Origin of the sequence: Bacillus sp. 22475, assembly GCF_052044835.1 — a bacterium.
In the GTDB taxonomy this organism is placed as follows: domain Bacteria; phylum Bacillota; class Bacilli; order Bacillales; family Bacillaceae_G; genus Bacillus_A; species Bacillus_A cereus.
Genome location: NZ_JBQENW010000014.1, coordinates 1 through 22,729 on the forward strand (window position 1 = coordinate 1; position 22,729 = coordinate 22,729).

Genomic DNA, 22,729 nt, shown 5'->3' on the forward strand with positions numbered 1-22,729 from the left:
AAGTGCTTCGACTGACCCTTCAGCTAAAGGTTGTTTTAATTGTTTATTTGAATCTTTTTTCATGGATGGACGCCCCTTTTTCTTAGATTGAAGGGCATCAATTCCTTGTGTTTCGAGCTGTTTTTTCCAAACAGAAATCGTTGAAGGGGCAGGAATATTAAAGATAGCTGCTGTCTCAAATAAGGACATACCGTTTTCAATCATAAAGTTTAGTATGTCTAGTTTAAATTGTTGTGTGTAATTTGTACATCGTTTTAGAAAAGCTTCCAGACCATTCTGTTTATATTGGTTTACCCAATTCAAAATGATTGTGTCACTTATACCGAGCGATCTACCCATTTCTCGATAACTTTCATTTCCGTTCAAATAACGTAGAACGATTTGTATTTTTTCATCAGCTGTAAATTTAGCCATAGAAAAACTGCACCTCCAATTGTTAGACTGTGTCTAACAATTGGGGTGCAGTTCAGTAAGTTTGTGCTCTTTTTATTTTGTAGGAATGAAGAAAACAGATATAGCTGCGATAAGACCTGCAAAGGAGAATAAGTAAAAATTCCATGCTAAGTCATATTGCATTGTCATAATAATACCGACGAGAATAGGGCCAGCAATTGCACCAACTCGGCCAAGCCCCAGTCCCCAGCCTAAGGAGGTAGCTCGGATATGTGATGGGAAGTATTGTGTTACATATGCATTTAATATTTGAGTAATACCGACCGATCCAATACCAGCAAGCCCAATTAAAAGATAAATGATTGTAACAGATGGCTTGATTGTTAATAGTCCGATACATATGGCTGCCATAAGATAAGAGATGCTAATAACAATTTTTGCGCCTATACGATCAGCAATTGCTCCAGCAAATAATGCGCCGATAGCTGCGGTAACATTTAGCATAAGTAGAAATGACAGACTAGATCCAAGAGGATATCCTGCCTGGCGCATCATCTGTGGTAACCAAGTGTTTAAACCGTATATTAGAAACATTCCCATTATATAAGTGATCCAAAAAAGTAGCGTTGCTTTTATGTATTCTTTTGAGAATAAAGTAAAAAATCCATTTTTCTTTCGTATAGTAGATGGGTCTTGATGAGTTTTATCTTTTACATGAAATTCAATTTGAAAACGATTAAGAATTTGGTTCACTTCTTCTTGGCGATTACGTGATAATAAAAATTGAATGGACTCAGGTAAATAGCGAATAATGAAAGGAATGAGGAGTAGTGGAATCATTCCGATACCAAACATAATTCGCCATCCGAAATCTTCTAACATAAGCATGGACAAAATAGCACCTAACACGATACCTAAAGGATAGCCAGTAAACATAAGAGCATAAATAAAAGATTGCCTTTTTTGGGGTGAATATTCAACAGTGAGTGCTGAAGCCGTAGGGATAACACCGCCTAATCCGATTCCTCCTATAAATCGAGATAATCCAAATAACTCAGGAGAAGGAGCGATAGCCGCTAAACCCATTGTGATAGAAAAAAGTGCTAAACAGCATATAAGCGTCCATTTACGCCCAATTAGATCTGTAATCGTTCCAACTAGAATAGCCCCAATAAACATCCCAAATAAAGCATAGCTTGCAATTGTACCAGCGTGCGCTGGTGATAGCGCCCAGCTTTTGTCTTCTAGGAGCTTTGGTAGAACGGCACCGTAAATACCTAAATCATATCCATCAGCTAAAATGGCTAGCCAACAAATAAAAACAACAAGTTTTGTAATAGAGCTTGAAAAGATAGTTTCTGTAGATTCTAGATGAGGTGGAGCTGAAGGTTGCATAATATTCACCCCTTTTAATTTGTAGATGAATATATTATTTTATTTAATGTTAATATTTTCCTCCTTGTGTCGAAATTTATCTGAAAAGGGTTTATTACAAATAAAGAAGTTCAACAGTAATTCTGTTGAACTTCTTTATTTGTTTACTCATTATCAACTCGTTTTAACGGTTGATCTGCTGGACCTTCAATAACGTCCCCCTCAATAGAAAAACGAGAACCGTGGCAAGGGCAATCCCAAGTACAATCACCATTATTCCATTCAACTTCACAGCCGAGATGTGTACAAGTTGTATCGACGATATGTAATTTTCCTTCTTTGTCCTTATAAGCACCTGCTCGTTTACCGTTAACATGTACGACAGATCCTTCACCAACTTCGAGATCTTCTGGCTTACGTAATGCGGTTTCAATCTTTCCTGCAATTAAATGTTTCGCAACATCAATGTTTTGGGAGAGGAACGTTTTTATATCTGGATTTGCATGGAAGCGTGATGGTGCATACAGTTCTTTATAGGGACTGTGAACTTTTAGGATGGAGTCCTTCAGTAGGTGAGCGGCAGCAGTTCCAGTTGTCATTCCCCATTTGCGATATCCAGTTGCAACAAATATATTTGGATTTCTTTCGTTAATATGTCCGATATAAGGAAGCTTATCTAGAGTAATTAAATCTTGTGCTGACCATCTATAAGGAACTTCATCTATTCCAAAAGTGGCTTCAGCAAAAGAATAGAGTGCTTCATAATGAAGCATCGTATTTATTCCCTGACCTGTTTTATGACTCTCTCCGCCAATCAAAATTAATTTTTCTCTATTGTTTGTTATATAGCGTAAGGAGCGCTTTGGATCATCAATACTTAAATACATGCCACCTGGATACTCCGTTTTTGCTTTTATTGCAAGAGCGTAGGAGCGTTCTGCGTACATTCGCGTAAAGAAAAAGCTATTCGCATCATAAAAAGGAAAATGTGAACAAGAGACGACATATTCACAAGTGATATGATGGCCCTCTTTTGTAATTATTTGTGGATAATCGCCCTTTTCCACATCCATAGCTGTTGTTTGTTCGTAGACCTTTCCGCCCATCTCCACAAACTTTTCTAAAAGTGTTTTTAAATAAAGAAGGGGATGGAATTGTGCTTGATTTTTCATGACAAGCGCAGATTGTACTGGAATAGGAATCGATAGAGATTGAACATAGTCACAAGGTATATTTAATTTTTGATAAGCTTCATATTCTTTCGATAAATTTCTTAATCCGTTATCAGTAGTTGTATATAAATATGAATCTTCATTTGAGAAATTACAGTCGATTTTATATGTTTGCACAGTTTTATTTATGAATTGTAGAGCCTTATTATTTGATTCATAGTAAAGCCGGGCCTTTTCTACACCGAAATGATTTATTAATTCATCATAAATAAGATCATGTTGTGCTGTTACTTTCGCTGTTGTATGCCCAGTCGTTCCGTTTAAAATACGACCAGAATCAATTAAAACAACATCGATGCCTTCTTTTGCAAGTAAATAGGCAGTAGTAATACCTGTAATACCAGCACCGATAATAGCAACTTTCGTCTTTATATTTTCGGATAAACGAGGGAAAGTAGGAAACTGAGTAGATTCAATCCAATAAGATAGCGGCAGTTGTGGAAATGTATCACTTGTCATTGCGGAAACCTCCTGATTTTAGAACAATTTTCCTTTTAATATTTCCATATTATATGAAATTCATGTGTGTTGTTTTAGAAGTAGTCTATTTTTATTAAAAGAGGTTATAAATTATTTTAATATAATTAATTAGGTGGGGCATTATGAAGTAGTAGGATTTATATAAAACTAAATTCAAGTGATTCTGTTTTGTTGATTACATAGGGAGTTATTGAATGAGATAGAGTCTATGGCGTTTAAGAAAATGGCTATATATAGTGGGTAAATCCTTATGGAATCTATACATTTTCTTTAGTGAAATAAAGTATGATTATAAAAATATAACCACCTTTTATTACTAGGTCATAAAAGGTGTTGACAATATAGAAATTCTATTGTTATGATTCATCATGTGGAAAGGTTGATAGAGAGTAAAAAGAGAAATGTTTTTCATTGATAATAAAAGCGAAAAATAAGTGACGATAGAGTGAGTATATTTTCCTTATAATAGATGCTTTTTGGATCACCTAGTAAAATCAATCTGGAAGCAAGAATTAATATATGTAAGTTGCGCAAGGCGCGGCATAAGAAAGGAGCAAAAGGATGAAGGAGCTTCATACGTTTGGGTGGTATGCAGCACGTGTATCACCACATTTGCCGAAAAAAGCATTTAAACCAGTGCCTACTCGTTTATTTGGTGGACTGGCTTATTTGCTTGTGGCATTGGCGGGGTTAATAGCGATTGGTGTATTTGAATTGAATGTGTGGGCGAATCTAGGAATTGCAATTGTTCTTGGATTATGTTTTGCTTCACTTGGATTTTTAGGGCATGAAATTTTACATGGAACTGTTGTAAGAAAGGCATGGCTTCGTGACTTCTTAGGCGCGATTGCATTTATGCCATTATCAACAGGGCCAAAGCTTTGGAGAAAGTGGCATAATGCAACGCATCATGTTCATACACAGCATGAAGAGAATGATCCAGATGCATGGCCGACACTTGAGAAACTTAAGAAGAGTAAGTTTTTGAGTTGGGTATATCGTATGCCCCTTCATGTACGTTCATTCTTTAGTTTTCTGTCACTAACAATTCAATTTACATTGCATTCGACTCGAATGTTCTTTCATTTTATAAAAGAATTTAAGTCATCCAATCAAAAATCTGTATGGCTTCAACTTCTTTTACCTTGGACAGTTTGGATTAGTTTATTGTTTATTATGGGACCAGGAAAATGGTTATTTGCATATGTCATTCCGTTGTTAATTGCTAACTTTATTGTAATGGCATATATCGCAACAAATCACCGCTTAAATCCAATTGTTCCAGTAAATGATCCATTAGCAAACTGTTTATCAGTAACAGTGCCGCGCTGGGTAGACGTTTTACATTTCAACTTCTCATATCATACAGAACATCATCTGTTTCCTGCTATGAGTTCAAAATACTATCCGTTAGTAAAAGAGAAGATTAAAGAAATGTGGCCGGAACGCTATCACGAAATGCCGATGACAAAAGCATTGGCAGCACTTTGGAATACACCACGTGTGTATTATCACGGAAGTGAATTAGTTGATCCGCATAGAGAGCATTTCTATGGTTCTTTAGGAAATGGACTAGATCCTCATAATATTTCATATCGTGAGGAACATATAGAAGAAAAAGAGAGTATTAAAAAAGTAAATCAGTAAAAATAGATGTATTTTATAGCAAAAAAGCAAGCTCTTAGTGAGCTTGCTTTTTTGCTATAAAGAAACTTCTTTCTTGTTTTTTCTGCTCACTTGGACGGAGTTAGTTTCTTTTCGTTGTAATCGTTTTTCTAAAAGATTAACAAAATAAGTAAATAGAAGAACAAGTACGAGATAGTATGCACCAACGATTATGTAAGTATCTAATTGTTGGAAGTTACCTGCTGCAATTGATAAACCTGATCCCCATAATTCGGACATTCCTACATAAGCAACAAGTGAAGAATCTTTTAATCCGATAATAAATTGGTTTCCTAGAGGAGGAAGAGACAGACGAAATGCTTGTGGTAATATAATTCGTCGCATAGCTAAAGGATAAGGCATGCCTAAAGAGCGAGCTGCTTCTAATTGTCCACGGTCGACGGATTGAATGGATCCTCGGAAAATTTCCGTAATATATGCACCGTTATGAATTGCTAAAGCGATTGCTCCTGCCCAAAAAGGGGTGAAAACAACAACGGATGTAATTCCAAAATAGAGAATGGCAATTTGAACAATTAAAGGTGTACCACGAATAATAGCAATGTAGACATGAGCGATACTATTTAAAACTTTATTGTTAGAGATTCGAAAGAAAGCGAATAATAATCCAATTAATGAACCGAGTACTAGGGAAGTTAATGTTAATTGTAATGTGACAATAGTAGCTTTTAAGAGTGTGGGATAGGAAGAGATAAAAATTTCAAACATGCGTTTCACCTCATATTGTATAGATTTTAGTAGAGAATGAAATGCCCCACATAAAATGAACACTTAATCAGTGGGGCACTGTTTATGAATCTTTTGAATGGCTAACTTACTTACTTCGTTTTTTCCTCTTCACCAAGAATATTACGCCCGAACCATTTTTTACTGATCTTTTCATACGTACCATCTTTAATGATTTCATCTAACGCTTTATTTACTTGCTCAACCATTTCTTTATCATCTTTGCGGATAGCAATTCCCATTTCATCAAGATTTAATGGTTTTCCGGCTTCTTTTATATTCGATTTTCCTTCTTTTATCATACGTAGACCAACCATTTGATCCGTAATTACTGCATCAACACGCCCAGGCTCTAAATCCATAAGAGCAGTAATATCGCTGTCATATTCTGTGATTTGATCTGTATATTTTGCAACAAGATTTTTAAAGGTACTAGCTTTTACAACACCAATTTTCTTACCTTTTAAATCTTCTGGAGAAGAGATAGCGGTATTCTTTTTAGCCACAAAAATTTGGGCGCCAGAGCGATAGTACGGATTTGAGAAACTAACAGCTTTTAAGCGCTCCTCTGTAATTGCCATACTACCCAGTATTACATCATATTTCTTCGCTTGAAGACCTTGAATTAGCGTTTCCCATGGGTTTGTAACTGGCGTAGCCTTCATGTTCATCTTTTTAGCAAGAGCTTCACCGATTTCTACATCAAAGCCGACAAGTTTGCCGTCATTTTCTTTATAGTTAAAAGGTTTGTATAATCCACTCATCGCATAGCGAAATTCTTTTTCACCATTTGATGAAGTAGTAGAGCTTTCTTTGCTACAAGCTCCTAGTATGAAGGATGTACATAGTGTAATGCTCGCAACAATGGTTAATAGTTTTCTTTTCATAAAACCCCTCCTATATATTGATCATACGGATGGTTTTTTAGTATGTTATTGAAATATTTTATTTGGATGATTAGTTGTGCACCGTATGAATATATTCCTTTTCGTTTGAAACAGAAGTTACATTATAAAACGTTGCGTAAAAATCGTTTTGCTCGTTCATGTGATGGAGCTGAAAAGAATTGTGCTGGCGGAGCATCTTCTACAATCTTTCCATCGTCCATAAAGATGACGCGATCAGCTACATCTTTTGCGAAATTCATTTCATGAGTAACAATAACCATTGTCATCCCTTCTTCAGCAAGTTCTTTCATAACTTGCAATACTTCTCCAACAAGTTCAGGGTCTAAAGCTGAGGTAGGCTCATCAAATAGCATAATCTTAGGGCTCATTGCAAGAGCTCGTGCAATGGCAATGCGCTGTTTTTGACCACCTGAAAGAAGATGAGGAGTTACATCCGCTTTATCTTGAAGGCCGACTTTTTGGAGAAGTTGATTTCCAATATCCTTTGCATTTGCTTTCTCTAATTTTTTTACGTGAATAGGTGCTTCTATGATGTTTTCTAGTGAGGTCATATGAGGAAAGAGGTTAAAGTGCTGAAAAACCATACCGACATTTTCACGGACTTTATTTAAATTTGAATGCTTTGGATCAATTCGCTCACCTTGTAAGTGAATTTCGCCTTCATCGTACATTTCTAAAAAGTTAAGACAGCGAAGTAATGTACTTTTACCAGAACCACTGGCACCAATTAAAACAACAACTTCTTTTTCTTTTACTTCTAAATCAATTCCTTTTAACACATCAAGTGAACCGAATGATTTTACTAGATTTCGAACTTGAATCATACAAAACCCCCAGTTAAAAATATATTTTACAAATGTTGCCCCTTATTTCTGTTATTAGTCATAAATTGTCAGAATCCTTTATTTTTTACGTGCAATTTGGTATTCAAAGAAATAATAATTTTTAAAATCCCTATATCCTTCTATAATGAAAATATGGATAATAATATATAGGTAGTATTTATATTACTTATAAAAAGGGGGAAGGGAAGATGGAAACAGAAAGGAAAACATTTTCTTTTGGATTACGTACACAACTTATGCTATTCACTACAGTTTTAGCTTTCATTACATATTCAACAAGTATCTTTTTTATTTACGTGATATACGATTATTTTCAAAGTTATGTAAGTCAAACTGTATATAATATTATCGTTATGTTATTAGGGGTAGTATGGTCTGGAATTTTAGCATATGGAGCAGCCGTATTTTTAATTAAACCGCTTCGCAAGTTAGAGGAAGCGGCAAGAAGAGCAGCTGAGGGTGATATTCGTGAAGATGTTCCATTACCGAAGATAGATGATGAAATTAAATCTTTAAGTGTTGCATTTAATATGATGTTAGGAAACTTAAGGGGCATGGTAAAAAATATTGATACAACATTTTCGTATACAAATAATCAAGTACAGCAGATTAGAAAACAAACAGGCGAAGCAACGAGACAAGCGCAAGGTGTATCTGAGACACTTGCAGAGATTTCTTCAGGCGCTGAGCAATCAGCGGCATCAATTCAAGCAATTGTTTCTGCTGTTGATACAACGACGTCTATTGCAAGTGAAGTAGAAGAAAAAGCGAAGCAGTCTGATACGTTGTCTTCAGAAATGGTTCAAGCTTTAGGGCATAGTACTCGTGTCTTTACGTCTTTAATTCAAGGTATTCAAACATTGGCAAAAGAAAATGAAGATTCAATGCAAAATGTACAGAAGTTAGAAGAACGAATGAAACAAGTAGAACATATTGTGTCTGTTGTGAGTGCGATTGCTAGCCAAACGAATTTATTAGCACTAAATGCTTCTATTGAGGCAGCTCGCGCAGGAGAGCATGGAAGAGGCTTTGCGGTTGTTGCGGAAGAAGTACGTAAACTTGCTGATGAAAGTGATCATTCTGCAAGAAACATATCTCAGTTATTACGGAATATGCAAGATGAAGTACAACAAGTTGCAATGAAAATGACAGAACAAGTGAAAATAGCTAAAGAAGAGGCGAAACGTGGGGAAGCTACGGAATTAATTTTAAAAGAAATGTCATCAAGTGTTATGGAAGTAGCCGATGCAACTCAGCAAATTAGTAGTTATATGAATGAACAAGTGAGCCACATTCATCAAACAGGAGCACAAACAAAAGCTGTAGCAGCAATTGCTGAAGAAACGTCAGCTGGTTCGCAAGAAGTGGCGCGTGTGACGCTACAACAGTCTAAAAATATGATAGTAATCGATCAATTATTAAAGGATTTAGAGAAGCAAGCAACTGATTTGAAACAAACAATTGAACGATTTTCAATGTAAAAGGAAGAACAGAATACTGTTCTTCTCTTTTTTATTTAGTTTGGTTTAATATTTACAGTGAAACTATGAACGTTTCCGCAACATTCTTTTCTGTCCCTTTCGGATGAAAATTATAGCGAGCTATAATATTAAAAGGGGTGTCTTTTATGAAAAAAGAAAAAAGACAACGGTTAATTAAACAATTTGTAAAGGAGTATGAAATAGATAAGCAAGAAAGATTAGTAGAATTGTTAGCCCAAAAAGATGTATTAGTAACACAAGCTACGGTTTCTCGCGATATTCGTGAGTTAAACTTAACGAAGGTACCTTCTCAAGAAGGATTAATGATATATAAAGTTTTCTCAGAAGAGCATTTACAAACTGATATAAAGTTAAAGAAAAAATTACGAGAAGTTGTTGTGAAAATTGATTGTGTAGATCAATTAATGGTTATTAAAACATTACCTGGTAATGCACATGTTATTGGTGTTTTATTTGATGAGTTAGATTGGAAAGAAAAAATAGGATGTATATGTGGAAATGATACATGCCTTATAATTTCACAGTCGAAATCAGATAGGGAGATTATAGAAGAAAGATTAAATTTAATTATTTAGATGCAAAAATCCTGTTTTTAATAAAATTAAAAACAGGATTTTTGTTTAAATACGGAAGTTGAATATTCAATATATATGCGTAATATATGTGTTTTTTATTGAAAAAGCGAGAGAGTTTGTTATAAAAATACAAATTCGTATGATTTTAAAAAAATAACTTGTTTAATATTTCACAATGATAATGTGGATGCTTTCACAAAGATAAAAGTGCAGAGCATTTATTATGTACTTGTAAGACATCAAACATATTTAAAAGGAGGTACAACAAATGAAACATCCGATACATGTTACTTCAGAAATTGGGGAATTACAAACGGTTTTATTAAAACGACCGGGTAAAGAAGTGGAAAACTTGACGCCAGATTATTTGCAGCAATTATTATTTGATGATATTCCATACTTACCAATTATTCAAAAAGAGCATGATTATTTTGCACAAACGTTACGCAATCGGGGTGTTGAAGTTCTTTATTTAGAAAAACTAGCCGCTGAGGCGTTAGTAGATAAAAAACTTCGAGAAGAATTTGTTGATCGTATTTTAAAAGAAGGACAGGCCGACGTAAATGTTGCACATCAAACTTTAAAAGAATATTTACTTTCCTTTTCAAATGAAGAATTAATTCAAAAAATTATGGGCGGTGTACGGAAAAGCGAAATTGAAACAAGTAAGAAGACACATTTATATGAATTAATGGAAGATCATTATCCGTTTTACTTAGATCCAATGCCTAATTTATATTTTACTCGTGATCCAGCAGCTAGCGTGGGCGATGGCTTAACGATAAATAAGATGAGAGAACCAGCGCGTAGACGTGAATCATTATTTATGGAGTATATCATCAAATATCATCCAAGATTTGCAAAACATAATGTACCAATCTGGTTAGATCGTGATTATAAATTTCCAATTGAAGGTGGCGACGAGCTAATTTTAAATGAAGAAACAATTGCGATTGGAGTATCTGCTCGTACTTCAGCTAAAGCAATTGAACGTTTAGCTAAAAATCTCTTTAGCCGACAAAATAAAATTAAGAAAGTGTTAGCGATAGAAATTCCAAAATGCCGAGCATTTATGCATTTAGATACAGTATTTACAATGGTTGATTATGACAAGTTTACAATTCATCCAGCCATTCAAGGGCCAAAAGGGAATATGAATATTTATATTTTAGAAAAAGGATCAGATGAGGAAACTCTTAAAATTACACATCGTACTTCTTTAATGGAAGCATTAAAAGAGGTATTAGGCTTAAGTGAATTAGTTCTTATTCCATGTGGAGGAGGAGATGTAATTGCTTCTGCTCGTGAACAATGGAATGATGGCTCGAACACATTAGCAATCGCACCAGGTGTAGTTGTTACATATGATCGCAACTATGTATCCAATACGTTATTACGGGAGCACGGTATAGAAGTAATTGAAGTGCTAAGTTCGGAATTATCTCGTGGTCGTGGGGGTCCACGTTGCATGAGTATGCCAATTGTTCGTAAAGATATTTAGTATAAATAACGGAGAAAGTAGGGATGAAGTATGTTAATGACTAGACCAAATTTAAAAGGAAGAAGCTTTCTAGCAGAAAAAGATTTTACACAAGAAGAATTGTTATATTTTCTAGATTTGGCAGCAGAATTAAAAGAGAAAAAGAAAAATGGTATCCCGCATCATTATTTAGAAGGTAAAAATGTAGCGCTCTTATTTGAAAAAACTTCTACTCGTACGCGTTGTGCATTTACAGTAGCATGTACAGATTTAGGAGCGAATCCTGAATATTTAGGGAAAGGTGATATTCAACTTGGGAAAAAAGAATCTGTAGAGGATACAGCAAAAGTGTTAGGGCGTATGTTTGACGGAATTGAGTTTCGTGGATTTAATCATGAAACTGTAGAATCTTTAGCACAAAATTCTGGTGTGCCAGTTTGGAATGGATTAACAGACATGTGGCATCCAACGCAAACACTAGCAGATTTATTAACAATTAGAGAACATGTAGGGAAATTGAAAAATGTAAAGCTCGTTTACGTTGGAGATGGACGAAATAATGTTGCTAATAGCTTACTAGTTGGTGGAGCAATCGTTGGAATGGATGTACGTATTTGCACACCAGAATCTTTATGGCCTGCACAAGAAGTAATTGATTTAGCAAAAAAATATAATGAACAGGTAATGATAACAAGTAATGTGGAAGAAGCTGTTGCGAATGCAGATGTAATTTATACAGATGTATGGGTGTCTATGGGGGAAGAAGAAAAATTTGCTGAACGTGTCGAGTTATTGAAACCTTATCAAGTAAATATGAAAATGATTAAAGAAACAGGGAATGAAAACGTGATTTTCTTACATTGTTTACCTGCATTTCATGATGTTGAAACGATGTATGGCGAAGAAGTTTATGAGAAATATGGGTTGAAAGAAATGGAGGTAACTGACGAAGTATTCCGCAGTAAACATTCAAAAGTATTTGATCAAGCTGAAAATAGAATGCATACAATTAAAGCGGTTATGGCAGCTACTTTAGGAAACATGGAGTAAAGAAGAAAGGGAGTCTTCCTTTCTTCTTTCTCCTCCTTTAGACACTATCATTCACTATTGCTTTTGTATTGTTATTGCAATTAAAGAGAGGTGAGTGGAATGGGTGAAGATAAGAAATTAGGGTTGTTTACACTGACGGCTCTTGTAGTTGGGTCTATGATTGGCGGTGGAGCCTTTAATTTAGCGAGTGATATGGCAAAAGGTGCTGGAGCTGGAGCCATTATTATTGGCTGGGTTATAACAGGAATTGGGATGATTGCACTCGGATTATCTTTTCAAAATCTAACTGTAAAACGGCCAGATTTAGATGGTGGTATTTTTAGCTATGCAAAAGCAGGGTTTGGTAATTTTATGGGGTTTAATAGTGCGTGGGGATACTGGCTATCTGCTTGGCTTGGGAATGTAGCTTACGGTACATTATTGTTTTCTTCATTAGGATATTTCTTCCCGATCTTTGAAGGCGGTCAAAATATAGAATCCATTATTGGTGCAAGCGTATTATTGTGGTGTGTTCACATGTTAATTTTACGTGGAGTTCAATCAGCAGCACTTGTGAATTTAGTAACTACAATCGCAAAATTAGTACCTGTATTTGTATTTATTGTCATAGGAATCTTCGCGTTTCATATTGATACGTTCTTAGATGGATTTTGGGGGCAAACTGGTTCTTTTTCATGGGGAGCAGTTGGCAGCCAAGTTAAAAGTACAATGCTTGTAACTTTATGGGTATTTATTGGGGTAGAAGGGGCTGTTGTTTTATCCAGTCGAGCAAAAAATAGAAGTGATGTAGGGAAAGCAACGGTTATTGGCTTAATTGGTACACTCATCATTTACATTTTAATCACATTATTGTCTCTTGGACTTATGCAGCAAGCAGATATTGCTGGTTTGAAAAATCCGGCTATGGCTTATTTATTTGAAAGTGTTGTTGGAAAATGGGGTGCTATTTTTATTAATTTAGGTTTAGTCATCTCTGTGTTAGGTGCTTGGTTAGGGTGGACTCTGCTCGCTTCTGAAATTCCATATTTAGCGGCTAAAGATGGAGTATTTCCAAAATGGTTCGCAAAAGAAAATAAAAATAAGGCTCCAGTAAATTCATTATGGATAACAAATGGTTTAATACAAATATTCTTGTTAACATTCGTCGTTTCTGATCAGGCGTATAACTTTGCATTCTCTTTAGCATCTTCAGCTATTTTAATCCCATATGCTTTTTCAGCATTTTATCAACTGAAGCATAGCTTAAAGTCTGAAGAAGCAGATCGAAATAAAAATATAATAATTGGCTTGATCGCAAGTATTTATGGCGTGTGGTTAGTTTATGCAGCCGGTTTAGAGTATTTATTATTAACAATGACTTTATATGCGCCAGGTATTTTTATTTTTTACAATGTTCAAAAGCAAAAGAGTTCGAAGCAAATATTTACTCGAGTGGAATTAGCATCATCCGTAGCAATTGGTGCTTTAGCATTCTTTGCGATTTATGGATTAATTACAGGCAGTATTACTTTATAAAGCGCTGTGAAAGCGAAATCAACTGGAGGGCTGGAATATGGTACGAAGAAAAATTGTAGTTGCACTAGGGGGAAATGCAATACAGTCTGGAGAGGCTACTGCGGGAGCGCAGCAAGAAGCGTTGGAAAAAACGGCGGAACAACTTGTGAAAATAATGGAAAATGATGTGGATATAGTAATTGCGCATGGAAATGGCCCACAAGTGGGGAATATTTTATTACAGCAAAAAGCTGCAGAAACGGAAAAGACACCTGCAATGCCATTAGATACTTGTGGGGCAATGAGCCAAGGAATGATTGGATATTGGATGGAAAATGCGATTGAAAAGGCATTGAAAAAACGGAATATAAAAAAAGACGTAGCAACGGTTATAACACGCGTTGTTGTGGATAAAAAAGATGAGGCATTTAAAAATCCAACTAAACCAATCGGTCCTTTTTATACAGAAGAAGAGGCCAGAAGATTAATGGATGAAACAAAAGCAGTGTTTAAAGAAGATGCTGGTAGAGGATGGAGACGTGTTGTTCCATCACCGAAGCCTGTAAGTATTCATGAACATAAAGTGATTAATTCTTTGGTCGAAGATGGAAACATAGTGATAGCTGTTGGCGGAGGTGGAATTCCAGTAATTGATTCCGAAGAAGGGTTAAAAGGAACTGAAGCGGTTATCGATAAAGATTTCGCTGCACAGAAATTAGCAGAATTAGTAGATGCCGATACGCTCGTTATTTTAACTGCAGTTGATCATGTGTATGTAAATTATAATCAACCGAATCAAAAAAAATTAGGGCATGTCACAGTGAATCAATTAGAAGAATATATTGAAGAACAACAATTCGCTGCGGGAAGCATGCTTCCAAAAATTGAAGCTGCTATTAATTTTGTTAATACAAATCCAAAAAGAAAAACAATTATTACGTCTTTAGAAAAAGTATATGAAGCACTAGAAGAAAAAGCTGGTACTATTATTTCAAAACAGAATGTATGCATGTATGTTTAAATTCTTATGTACGCTACTTAGTAGTAAAAAAGAATGGAGTTAGTAACTTCATTCTTTTTATTTATTAATATTTTTTGTACTCATTGTTCATAAAGTTTTCATGATGAAATCTGAATATGTAAGTTAATTATGATAAAATTCAAATTGAATACGCTTTCTTGATTTTTTCGCTCCAACATACAGCAAGAGAGAGGGAATTTTATGAATAGACGGAACGTAGTGAAAGACTTAAAGCAGTTCGAATTATTTGCTCATTTAACAGAAAAAAAATTGAAAGGCTTAACAGAGTTTGTTTATTGGCGAACTTATAAAAAAGGTCAATTTTTATTTTTAGAAGGGGATTCAAGAGAAAGAATTTACTTCATGTTAGATGGTTTTGTAAAGTTAGAGCGGGTTAATCAAAATGGGAACTTATTATACGATGACTATGTAAAGCGATATTCTATTTTTCCTTATGGTGGTATGTTTACAGACAGAGGATATAACTATACAGCAGAAGCAATGACGGATGTGGAGGTATATTATATTCCAACGGTAATCTTTGAAGATATGGTAAAGTCCAGCAGAACGCAATTGATGTACGTTGTTCAGCAATTATCATCTATATTAAAATTGAACGAAAATCGAGTGCAAAATATTACAATTCCTAATGCACAAGATCGTGTTATCCAAACGTTAAATTATTTAATGCAGGATTTAGGAGAACAGAGTGGAGAAAAGATTGTAATTTCATGTCCACTTACAACAATTGAAATATCCAAAATATCTGGAACATCTCGAGAGACAGTTAGCAGCGTATTAAAACAATTAAAAAATGATAGCATTGTTACAATTTTAGATAAAAAAATTACAATACATGATCCAACATATTTTGAAGAAATTTCAATGTGAAAATTGTATATTGATTTTTTAATTCATAATGTATATTAATAAGGTTCTTTATATATTTATAAGGAACTTTTTTACGTTATCCTCTATAAAAAGATTGTATAGTATGGTAATAATAGCTAAAATCGATAATAAAAAACAAAGTGAAGGGGAGAAAGAATGATTCGTATTGAGTATGATCGATTAGTAGCTATTTGTTACAGTATAGGGGTTTTGTTATTATTAAAAATTCCAAATGATAATGAATTAATTGGGGAAAAACTATTCAATGTCTATAAGGTTCCGATACATACGTATATTTATATGGATTATAAAGTCTCAAATATATTGATTGTTTCTTTCATACTACATGTAATTGCATTTATATTATTTTTAAAATGGCTAGGAAAAAAGGGGTCTAGTACATTTAGAAAAATGAATAAGATAAAAGTAGTAGGCATTAGTATTTTGATTTTAATGATGCCATTTATTTTAAATACAATCCTTCAGACATTGAATAAAACATGGTATTACGCAGGAAAAACAGGGATAGAAGCAATAGAATATAAAAAAGAAGATAGCCAGTGTAGAATGGAGAAAAATGGAGAGAATATCCAACCGAAGTGCATTGTTACTTTAAAAAATTATCGTAATCATTCACAAGCATTAAAAGTTGTTTTATATGATAATGCAAACGAGAATTCAAAAGGCTATCCAGTACCGAAACCAGTCTATTTACAAAAACATGAGACAAAGCAATTTGAATTTCAAGTTCCTGTTTCTTATAATAGAGGTATGGAAAAAGATAAAGTACCAAATATTAAATTACATTCATTGCATGAAAATGATACGAAATACAATTAATCTGTAAGTAAAAGTTTATGAGTAGGAGCAAGAATTTGAAACGATATAGAAAATCAACTTGAATCATCCAACATACTGCGAGGTAACGGTATATTGGATGATTTTTTTATGTTATCCCTTTTTTCATGTATGAAAAGGAGGAATACTTTGTTGGAAATGAAAAACATCACAAGGATCATACATGGTTTTTACTTTACGTAATCTGTGAAAGTTAGAGCCATAATAACTAGTTTGCCAATTTTTAATGTCGATATCGGGCCAGTTCACATAGTCACCTAGTGTATAAGGATCTAAGCTTTCTCGTAAACCTTTAACCCAGCGTATATTTCGATTTTCTTCATCATCGCATTTCCAAGAGGTAATGTATTCTTGAGCAATAATTGCTTTACGATGAAAATAAGCCGTTTCATTCGGCGAAATATTTTCAACAGCACCTATGAGCGATTGATGCCAAATACTAGCATCTTTATTTGGTGCATGAGAAAGAAAGTATTGCATGATTTGAATGCCTTTAAGGGGAATAGGTTTATAGACATAGGAACCAGAGCGCTTGAAATTTTCAGGGATGTTACCGCTATTAAAAAATTCAACAGCCTTTATATAAGGAACTTCTTCTATAAAGAGAGAGGGGCTACCAGTTTCAAGAAGAGGGGATAATAGGGAATGGAGTTCAGAGGGAGAACCGACAAACTCGCCTTGTGCTTCGATTTTATTTCGTTGCTTGGCGAATAATTCGATCGATGAAGTGAGACGTTCATCTATATAAGGTGCCCAGTTTTGCCACGCTTGAAATGCAGCAATAAAGTCTTCCCATTCCCATGTAATTGAGAAAATTGATACATTTTTTATCGGGTGGACTCGAAATGTTAAGGAAGTGACAATTCCGAAGTTTCCACCACCGCCACCACGGTATGCCCAAAAAAGGTTAGAGTTCTCTTGTTCATTTGCACGAATGAGTTTTGCACCAAATTTTCCACACGCTTGTACCATTTCCACTTCCATTAATTGATCACATGTTAATCCATATAAGCGCGAAAGCATACCAATACCACCGCCAAGTGCTAATCCAACAATTCCAACGCTTGCACTTGTACCAGCAGGAATTGTAACACCGTAATTCCAAAGTTCTTTATAAACAGTGCCAAGATTTGCACCAGCCTCAATTGTTGCTGTTAATTTCTCTGTATTAACAGTAATGCGATGCATTTCACTCACATCAATAATAAGTCCTCTATTTAAAAGAGAAAAATTTTCATAGCTATGACGTCCACTTCTTAACCGAAATGGTATATGACGTTCACGTGCCCATTTTAAGGCGTTACAGACATCCTTGTTATTTTGACAAAAAACAATAATACAAGGGAGTTTTGGAATACTTAAATTTAAATTCATTCGGGCTACGTCGTAGTCAGGATCTGTGGGAACAACGATACGACCTGTTAATTTTGTTTGCTTCAATTTATTACTCCTTTCTAAAATAATCAGAGCTTTTTATTAATATATGAAAAATGTCTGTAATACGCGTGGACAAGGAGAGGTGAAGAATGAGATTTACCTTTGTGAGAAATAAATAAAGCATAAGAATAAAGAATCTACATAGAGTTCAATGAAAACAGTTGCAAACTGTTCATATTTTGTTATGATAGTGTTACGAAAACGTTTGCATAAAATTCCGATGGGATGCAAAAGGAGAGAATGACTATGAATAAGACATGGTGGAAAGAAGCGGTTGCTTATCAAATTTATCCACGAAGCTTTATGGATTCAAATGGTGATGGTATTGGAGATTTACAAGGTATTATTGCAAAACTGGATTATTTAAAAGATTTAGGTATAGATGTAATTTGGATTTGTCCAATGTATAAGTCGCCTAATGATGATAATGGTTATGATATTAGTGATTATCAAGATATTATGGATGAGTTTGGTACAATGGCAGACTTTGATGCTTTACTAGATGAAGTTCATAAGCGTGATATGAAGCTTATTATTGATTTAGTTATTAATCATACGAGTGATGAACATCCATGGTTTATTGAATCACGTTCATCTAAAGATAATCCGAAGCGTGATTGGTATATTTGGCATGATGGTAAAGATGGTGCGGAGCCAAACAACTGGGAAAGTATTTTTAATGGTTCGGCATGGGAATATGATGAAGAAACAGAACAATATTATTTACATTTATTCTCACGTAAACAACCAGATTTAAACTGGGAGAATAAAGAAGTTCGCGAAGTACTATATGATACGGTTAATTGGTGGCTTGATAAAGGTATTGATGGTTTCCGCGTTGATGCGATCAGTCATATTAAAAAAGAAGAAGGCCTCAAGGATATGCCAAATCCAAAAGGTTTAAAATATGTGCCATCTTTTGATAAACATATGAATGTGAAAGGTATTCAACCTTTATTAGAAGAGCTAAAAGAAAATACATTCTCTAAGTACGATATTATGACTGTTGGTGAAGCAAATGGTGTTAAGATTGAAGATGCTGAGCTTTGGGTTGGAGAAGAGCAAGGTAAATTCAATATGGTATTCCAATTTGAACATTTAAGTTTATGGGATGCAGAGAAGAAGAAAGACCTTGATGTTGTAGGATTGAAAAAAGTATTAACGAAATGGCAAAAAGGATTAGAAAATAAAGGATGGAACGCTTTATATATTGAGAATCACGATAAACCACGTATCGTTTCAACATGGGGAGATGATAAACAATATTGGCGTGAAAGTGCAACAGCTCTAGGGGCGATGTATTTCTTTATGCACGGTACACCTTTTATTTATCAAGGCCAAGAAATTGGTATGACAAATGTTCAGTTACCAAATATTGAAGATTACGATGATGTAGCAATTAAAAATTTATATCGCGAGAAAATTGCAGAGGGCGTACCACATCAAGATATGATGGAGATTATATGGGCTTCTTGCCGCGATAATTCACGTACACCTATGCAGTGGAATGATGAGATGAATGCTGGTTTCACAACAAGTACACCTTGGTTTAGCATGAATCCAAATTACAAAGAAATTAATGTTGAGAAGCAAAAAAATGAAGAAAAGTCTATTTTCAATTTCTATAAGAAAATGATTGCCCTGAAAAAAGAGCACGATGTACTGAACTATGGTACGTACGATTTACTTTTAGAAGACGATCCACAAATTTATGCATATACACGTACGTTACAGGATGAAAAAGTCATTGTAATTAGTAATATCTCAAAAGAGGAAGCTGTGTATAATGAGGGTTCATTTGCACTAGAACGCAAACGTTTGCTTTTAAATAACTATGAAGTTGCGGAACATGAAGAAGTAACAACAATTGCTTTAAAACCTTATGAAACAAGGGTTTATCGCATTTCATAATAAAAAAGGATGCTCTTTGAGCATCTTTTTTTATGAAAAAAAATAAATTTCTATTGCAAAGTGAAAACGCTTTTATTAAAATAGATTTATGAAAACGGTTGCGTAAAGCTAAAAATAAAGTAACATAAGGAATCGTTTTCATAAAGGGAACAGAAATTATAATTTAAATCATTATGTTGTTATAAATAAAGGGGAGGAAGAACAGATGAAAATTACGTCTTTTGATTTTTGGCAAAAGTTTGGGAAAGCGTTATTAGTTGTTGTAGCCGTAATGCCAGCAGCTGGTTTAATGATTTCCATCGGTAAGTTAATTGGTATGTCTGCTGGGGATGTTAACGCAGTTCATACAATCGCTCGCGTAATGGAAGACATCGGTTGGGCAATCATTACAAATCTACACATCTTATTCGCAGTAGCAATTGGGGGATCTTGGGCGAAAGATCGCGCGGGTGGTGCATTTGCAGCGCTATTAGCATTCGTCTTAACAAACCGAATTACAGGAGCTATATTTGGGGTAAACGCTGAAATGTTAGCGGATTCAAAAGCGAAAGTTTCTTCAGTAATAGCGGGAGATTTAATTGTAAAAGATTACTTTACTTCTGTACTTGGTGCACCTGCATTAAACATGGGAGTGTTCGTAGGGATCATCACAGGTTTCTTAGGAGCTACTTTATATAACAAATATTATAACTATAATAAACTGCCACAGGCATTAGCATTCTTTAATGGAAAAAGATTTGTACCATTCGTTGTAATTCTTTGGTCTACAGTTACTGCGATTGTATTATCACTTCTATGGCCATTCATCCAAAGTGGGTTAAATGAATTTGGTCGCTGGATTGCAGCTTCAAAAGATAGTGCACCAGTTGTTGCACCGTTTGTATATGGAACGTTAGAGCGTTTATTATTACCATTTGGTTTACACCATATGTTAACGATTCCGATGAACTATACAGAGCTAGGCGGAACATATACGATGCTAACTGGTTCAAAAGTTGGACAAGTTGTAGCAGGACAAGATCCATTATGGCTTGCATGGATTACAGATTTAAATAATTTATTAGCAAATGGAGATACGAAGGCATATAACGATTTATTAAATAACGTTGTACCAGCTCGTTTCAAAGCTGGACAAGTTATCGGCTCAACAGCAGCGTTAATGGGGATTGCATTTGCGATGTTCCGTAACGTTGATAAAGAAAAGCGTGCAAAATATAAACCAATGTTTTTATCAGCAGCATTAGCAGTATTCTTAACAGGTGTAACAGAACCAATTGAATTCATGTTCATGTTTATTGCTCCAGTATTATATGTTGTATATGCTATTACAACAGGACTTGCATTCGCACTAGCTGATTTAATTAACTTACGTGTTCATGCATTTGGATTTATTGAGTTAATTACTCGTACACCAATGATGGTTAACGCAGGTTTAACAAGAGACTTAATCAACTTTGTTATTGTTTCATTAGTGTTCTTCGGTCTTAACTTTACACTATTTAATTTCTTAATTAAAAAATTCAATTTACCAACACCAGGGCGTGCAGGTAACTATATTGATAATGAAGATGAGGCATCAGAAGGGACAGGAAATGTACAAGACGGTTCATTAGCAACAAAAGTTATCGATTTATTAGGTGGAAAAGAAAATATTGCTGACGTAGATGCTTGTATGACACGCTTACGTGTAACAGTAAAAGATTTAGATGTTGTTGCACCAGAAGCACAGTGGAAACAAAATGGTGCTTTAGGGCTTATTGTAAAAGATAAAGGTGTACAAGCGGTATATGGTCCGAAAGCTGACGTATTAAAGTCAGACATTCAAGATATGTTAGGTGCGTAATAATATGAAATTGCTAACTTTAAACTGTCATTCTTGGCAAGAAGAGAATCAAATAGAAAAGATACAATACCTTGCTAAAGTAATTCAAGAAGAAGAGTACGATGTCATCGCATTGCAAGAAGTAAGTCAGTCCATACAAGCTGAAAATGTATGCGGTAACAAGAAAAAAGATAATTTTGGACTTTTACTATTAGAAGAGTTAAAAGCGCTACATGTAAAAGATTACAATATTACTTGGGATTTCTCTCATATTGGTTATGACGTGTACGAAGAAGGATTAGCGATTATAACGAAGCATAATATTATAAAAGAAGATACGTTCTTTATTTCAGAAAACGAGGATACAACGTATTGGAAAACGCGTAAAATTGTAAGTACAACAATTGCTTATAATGGTAAGGATATAACGTTTTACTCTTGCCATCTCGGTTGGTGGAATGATGAAGAAGAGTCATTCAAAGGTCAAGTCGATCGTTTGATGGAGCGTGTAGATAGCAATAAGCTCGCCTTCTTAATGGGGGATTTTAATAACAATGCTCGGTTGGAAGGCGAAGGTTATGAGTATATGATGCAAAAAGGGTTGTATGACACATATGAATTAGCAATAGAGAAGGATGAAGGAACGACTGTCCAAGGTGAGATTGCTGGTTGGGATGAAAATAAACATAATTTGCGAATCGATCTAATATTGTGTAACCAAAGTAAAAAAGTTCATTCTTCAAAAGTTATTTTTAATGGTACAAACAGAAATGTAATTTCAGATCATTTCGGTGTAGAGGTTCAATTGGATATATAATAGAAGAAATCCTTACAGAGAATAAAAGCTGTGAGGATTTTTTTTAGGAATACAAGTATTTCCAAGAGAAAATACTTGTATTTTTTATGACATTTCATATATATTTGTTATTATTGAATGTAAAACCGATTTGGTCATTTTGTATTCATACTTTGACTCACTTCGTTATATAATAAAGTAAGTGAAAGTTAATGGGAAAAAATAGTACGTTTTTGGTTAATACACGA

The 22,729-nt window shown here is 34.6% G+C and carries 18 protein-coding genes and 2 pseudogenes; 13 read left to right on the forward strand and 7 right to left on the reverse strand.

The genetic code is table 11. The annotated features are described in order from the left end of the window. From ACTJJY_RS20245 to ACTJJY_RS20255, 3 genes are all read right to left on the reverse strand, one after another. The coding region (locus ACTJJY_RS20245; RefSeq protein ID WP_440605686.1) for a transposase at positions 1-414 on the reverse strand (414 nt) is incomplete at its 3' end. Between the two features lie 72 nt (positions 415-486). Continuing rightward, on the reverse strand, positions 487-1,788 hold the full coding sequence (locus ACTJJY_RS20250) for an MFS transporter (protein WP_440606377.1): 1,302 nt from the start codon (positions 1,786-1,788) through the stop codon (positions 487-489). Positions 1,789-1,931: 143 nt separating this feature from the next. Further along, positions 1,932-3,458: an FAD-dependent oxidoreductase gene (locus tag ACTJJY_RS20255; protein WP_440606378.1), complete on the reverse strand. Its 1,527-nt coding sequence runs from the start codon at positions 3,456-3,458 to the stop codon at positions 1,932-1,934. Positions 3,459-4,040: 582 nt separating this feature from the next. Between ACTJJY_RS20255 and ACTJJY_RS20260 the strand changes: the two genes are divergently transcribed. Beyond that, positions 4,041-5,126, forward strand: coding sequence for a fatty acid desaturase family protein (locus tag ACTJJY_RS20260; RefSeq protein ID WP_000661208.1), 1,086 nt, complete (start codon positions 4,041-4,043; stop codon positions 5,124-5,126). A gap of 54 nt (positions 5,127-5,180) precedes the next feature. Here the strand turns inward: ACTJJY_RS20260 and ACTJJY_RS20265 are convergent, their stop codons facing one another. The 3 genes from ACTJJY_RS20265 to ACTJJY_RS20275 all read right to left on the reverse strand — a co-directional run bounded on the left by ACTJJY_RS20265 (position 5,181) and on the right by ACTJJY_RS20275 (position 7,623). Continuing rightward, on the reverse strand, positions 5,181-5,936 hold the full coding sequence (locus ACTJJY_RS20265; RefSeq protein WP_003269335.1) for an amino acid ABC transporter permease: 756 nt from the start codon (positions 5,934-5,936) through the stop codon (positions 5,181-5,183). A 47-nt stretch (positions 5,937-5,983) separates the two neighbouring features. Further along, complete coding sequence (locus tag ACTJJY_RS20270; protein WP_000823755.1) at positions 5,984-6,778, reverse strand: ABC transporter substrate-binding protein; 795 nt, start codon at positions 6,776-6,778, stop codon at positions 5,984-5,986. 122 nt (positions 6,779-6,900) lie between these two features. Beyond that, positions 6,901-7,623 (reverse strand): amino acid ABC transporter ATP-binding protein, encoded by a 723-nt coding sequence (locus ACTJJY_RS20275; protein ID WP_440606379.1) that lies wholly within the window; start codon positions 7,621-7,623, stop codon positions 6,901-6,903. Positions 7,624-7,997: 374 nt separating this feature from the next. Here ACTJJY_RS20275 and ACTJJY_RS20280 point away from each other — a divergent pair. From ACTJJY_RS20280 to ACTJJY_RS20320, 9 genes and pseudogenes are all read left to right on the forward strand, one after another. Beyond that, positions 7,998-8,135, forward strand: a pseudogene (locus tag ACTJJY_RS20280) (HAMP domain-containing protein); the annotation flags it as partial. Positions 8,136-8,552: 417 nt separating this feature from the next. Next, positions 8,553-9,125, forward strand: a pseudogene (locus ACTJJY_RS20285) (methyl-accepting chemotaxis protein); the annotation flags it as partial. 146 nt (positions 9,126-9,271) lie between these two features. Continuing rightward, entirely contained in the window at positions 9,272-9,721 is a 450-nt protein-coding gene (argR, locus tag ACTJJY_RS20290) for an arginine repressor (RefSeq protein WP_000711831.1), read from the forward strand. 268 nt (positions 9,722-9,989) lie between these two features. Continuing rightward, positions 9,990-11,222: an arginine deiminase gene (gene arcA / locus ACTJJY_RS20295; RefSeq protein ID WP_000682344.1), complete on the forward strand. Its 1,233-nt coding sequence runs from the start codon at positions 9,990-9,992 to the stop codon at positions 11,220-11,222. Positions 11,223-11,252: 30 nt separating this feature from the next. Further along, entirely contained in the window at positions 11,253-12,251 is a 999-nt protein-coding gene (gene argF, locus ACTJJY_RS20300; protein ID WP_098130108.1) for an ornithine carbamoyltransferase, read from the forward strand. Between the two features lie 99 nt (positions 12,252-12,350). Further along, complete coding sequence (gene arcD, locus ACTJJY_RS20305; protein ID WP_440606380.1) at positions 12,351-13,766, forward strand: arginine-ornithine antiporter; 1,416 nt, start codon at positions 12,351-12,353, stop codon at positions 13,764-13,766. Positions 13,767-13,803: 37 nt separating this feature from the next. After that, positions 13,804-14,766: a carbamate kinase gene (gene arcC / locus ACTJJY_RS20310; protein WP_440606381.1), complete on the forward strand. Its 963-nt coding sequence runs from the start codon at positions 13,804-13,806 to the stop codon at positions 14,764-14,766. Between the two features lie 201 nt (positions 14,767-14,967). After that, positions 14,968-15,657 (forward strand): Crp/Fnr family transcriptional regulator, encoded by a 690-nt coding sequence (locus ACTJJY_RS20315; protein ID WP_001081905.1) that lies wholly within the window; start codon positions 14,968-14,970, stop codon positions 15,655-15,657. Positions 15,658-15,813: 156 nt separating this feature from the next. After that, positions 15,814-16,497: an ABC transporter permease gene (locus tag ACTJJY_RS20320; protein ID WP_098022955.1), complete on the forward strand. Its 684-nt coding sequence runs from the start codon at positions 15,814-15,816 to the stop codon at positions 16,495-16,497. Between the two features lie 123 nt (positions 16,498-16,620). On the opposite strand, the gene ACTJJY_RS20325 is transcribed toward ACTJJY_RS20320, so the two are convergent. Next, positions 16,621-17,955 (reverse strand): FAD-dependent oxidoreductase, encoded by a 1,335-nt coding sequence (locus ACTJJY_RS20325; RefSeq protein ID WP_440606382.1) that lies wholly within the window; start codon positions 17,953-17,955, stop codon positions 16,621-16,623. Positions 17,956-18,198: 243 nt separating this feature from the next. Between ACTJJY_RS20325 and ACTJJY_RS20330 the strand changes: the two genes are divergently transcribed. The 3 genes from ACTJJY_RS20330 to ACTJJY_RS20340 all read left to right on the forward strand — a co-directional run bounded on the left by ACTJJY_RS20330 (position 18,199) and on the right by ACTJJY_RS20340 (position 22,502). Next, positions 18,199-19,863, forward strand: coding sequence for a glycoside hydrolase family 13 protein (locus tag ACTJJY_RS20330; RefSeq protein WP_001044710.1), 1,665 nt, complete (start codon positions 18,199-18,201; stop codon positions 19,861-19,863). 205 nt (positions 19,864-20,068) lie between these two features. Continuing rightward, positions 20,069-21,706 (forward strand): PTS transporter subunit IIBC, encoded by a 1,638-nt coding sequence (locus tag ACTJJY_RS20335; RefSeq protein WP_000705560.1) that lies wholly within the window; start codon positions 20,069-20,071, stop codon positions 21,704-21,706. A gap of 4 nt (positions 21,707-21,710) precedes the next feature. After that, positions 21,711-22,502 carry an endonuclease/exonuclease/phosphatase family protein gene (locus tag ACTJJY_RS20340; RefSeq protein ID WP_069354894.1) on the forward strand — a complete coding sequence of 264 codons (792 nt, stop codon included), beginning with the start codon at positions 21,711-21,713 and terminating at the stop codon, positions 22,500-22,502. Positions 22,503-22,729: the final 227 nt, after the last annotated feature.